Consider the following 237-nt stretch of genomic DNA (forward strand, 5'->3'; position numbering starts at 1 on the left):
TGCTCTGACTACTTTGCCACCGCTTTAAGCGGTGTTTGTACTACCTCACTTACCCTTAAAAGGGTCCGAATATTCCACACTTGTTAGCTTATCCATTGCTATATCATGTTTCTCTTGACCTCGGATATACTTCTTTATCGTGGATTCATTTAATCCAACTGTACTCACATAGTAGCCTTCAGCCCAAAAATGTCGGTTCCCATATTTGTATTTTAAGTTTGCATGTCGGTCAAACAT

General features: G+C 39.7%; 1 protein-coding gene. It reads right to left on the minus strand.

The genetic code is table 11. The annotated features are described in order from the left end of the window. Positions 1 to 45: 45 nt before the first annotated feature. On the minus strand, positions 46 to 237 hold a 192-nt coding region (locus H5S10_RS00150), incomplete at its 5' end, for a transposase (protein ID WP_182588320.1).

This window comes from Limosilactobacillus balticus, from assembly GCF_014145615.1.
In the GTDB taxonomy this organism is placed as follows: Bacteria; Bacillota; Bacilli; order Lactobacillales; family Lactobacillaceae; genus Limosilactobacillus; species Limosilactobacillus balticus.